This window comes from Pseudomonas sp. NPDC008258 (assembly GCF_042956345.1).
Classification (GTDB): Bacteria; Pseudomonadota; Gammaproteobacteria; order Pseudomonadales; family Pseudomonadaceae; genus Aquipseudomonas.
Genome location: NZ_JBIBGE010000080.1, coordinates 1 through 1,298, shown reverse-complemented (window position 1 = coordinate 1,298; position 1,298 = coordinate 1). Strand labels below are relative to the sequence as shown.

Here is a 1,298-nt window from a genome sequence, read left to right as displayed (position 1 = left end):
TTCATTGAACAGATTCAGGTTCATCATTTGGCCTCCGCGGTCATCATTTTCTTCCACTGCTGGTACGCCGCACGCATGCCGGTCTCGGCACTGACATCGGACACCAGGCCATCGGGCGTGGGTTTCTCGCCGGGCAGGCCGCGGTTGAGCATGATCCACAGGTTCTCGCCGGCGCTGGCGCCTTTCTGCACGCGCTCCCAGGCCTCGGAGTCGTCCGGGGTACCGAAGCCCATCGGGCCCTGGAAGTGCTCGTGCAGGCGCAGGCGGTAGCGGTTGGCCGCGGCCGGGCCACCGTCCATGGTGATCACCGAATGGTGGATCTCGGTCTCGGTCACCGAGATCGGCTGCAGTACACGGAAGAACGCCATCGAGCAGGCGACGTTGGGGAACAGGTTGAGGTTGAAGCCCGAACCGCCGACGGCACGCACGATGCGACGCACCTGCTGCTCCTCGATGCCTTCGTCACGCAGTTCGGCGGCCAGGGCTTCGAAACGCTCGGGGATCGGCTTGTCGAGATCCGCTTCCAGATCGACCAGTTCGGGGATCATCACCATCACGCTGTGGCCGTTGCCCAGGTCCTCGACGTAGCCGGGGCCCTTGACGAAGTCGAACAGCTCCAGGGTCTGCTCGTCGACCGAGGACAGGAAGCTCTTGTGCACCAGCGGGAAGTGATAGGCGTCGGTGGTGTTTTCGAGCTGGATCTTCCAGTTGCCGGGGAAGCGGAAACGGTGCTCGCCCGGCACCTTGATGCCGTAGCCGGCGCCCTGTTTCATGAACAGGTCCATCCACTTCTTTGCCGCGCCGAGGAAGTCCTGCAGCGGCTCGATGTCGTCCTTGAAGGTGGCGAAGACCATGCCCGCATAGCTTTCGGTGCGCAGGCTGACCAGCGGCAGCTCGGCCTTGTCGATGCAGTCGCCGTAGCTTTCCGGGTGCGGGATGCCGCGCAGCGAGCCGTCCAGGGCGTAGCCCCAGCCGTGGTAGGGGCAGACAAAGCTGTTGGTCTTGCCTTTCTTGTGTTCGCAGACCGTGGCGCCGCGGTGGCGGCAGCGGTTGAGCAGCACGTTGATGCCTTTCTTGCGGTCGCGCACCACGATCACCGGCTGCTTGCCGATATAGGTGGTCTTGTAGCTGCCGGCGTCGGGCACTTCGCTCTCGTGGGCGACCCAGATCCAGGTGCTGTGGAAGATTTTCTCCAGCTCGGCGTCGAACAGCGCCGGGTCGGTGTACAGGGATGTGTGGACGCGGTCGGCCTGCACCAGTTCGGCCGGGTCGACTGCCAGGTTGATGGCGGGAATCAG

Annotated in this window: 1 protein-coding gene; it reads right to left on the bottom strand. The window is 64.0% G+C overall.

Annotation, left to right across the window (positions count from 1 at the left end):
- Positions 1-23: 23 nt before the first annotated feature.
- Positions 24-1,298: Rieske 2Fe-2S domain-containing protein (locus ACFY9W_RS29065; RefSeq protein ID WP_391138300.1), on the bottom strand; the 1,275-nt coding region annotated here is incomplete at its 5' end.